This is a genomic window from Vibrio sp. 1069, from assembly GCF_033340555.1.
Map to the genome: position 1 here is coordinate 1 of NZ_JAWOWP010000864.1, position 538 is coordinate 538.

Genomic DNA, 538 nt, shown 5'->3' on the forward strand with positions numbered 1-538 from the left:
GGGCTCGATGCTGTCTGCGGGGCTTGGGCCAATTACGTTCTTGATAGTTGTATACTTGTTGCTCCTGATCGGTGGTCGGTTTATGGAGCCTTCGGTCTTATTTATCATCGTTGCTCCTTTGGTGTTCCCAATTGCCATTGCGCTGGGCATCGACCCAATTCACCTCGGTATCATGATGGTGGTGAACATGGAAATCGGCATGATAACGCCACCAGTCGGGTTGAACCTGTTTGTAACGGCTGGGGTGGCAAGAATGTCGATGATGAATGTTGTAAAAGCGGCATTGCCATGGGTGGGTGTCATGTTCTTGTTCTTGATAATTGTGACTTATGTACCTTGGGTATCAACCTGGTTACCAACGACCTTGATGGGGCCAGAAATAATCACTAAATAACACATTTTTCGAATTACATTCACGCAACCAAAAAGAGGTGTGAGCTATCACACCTCTTCGTCTATGGATTTAAAATCTTGTTTTCTCGGATCGGGATGGACTCTGCGCTCATAACCGTACCACTTCTTTTTGTTTTTACGTCGG

At 46.1% G+C, this 538-nt stretch carries 1 protein-coding gene; it reads left to right on the forward strand.

The window, feature by feature from the left end; all coding sequences use genetic code 11:
• The coding region (locus R7040_RS29495; protein ID WP_318098056.1) for a TRAP transporter large permease subunit at positions 1–394 on the forward strand (394 nt) is incomplete at its 5' end.
• Positions 395–538 lie beyond the last annotated feature (144 nt).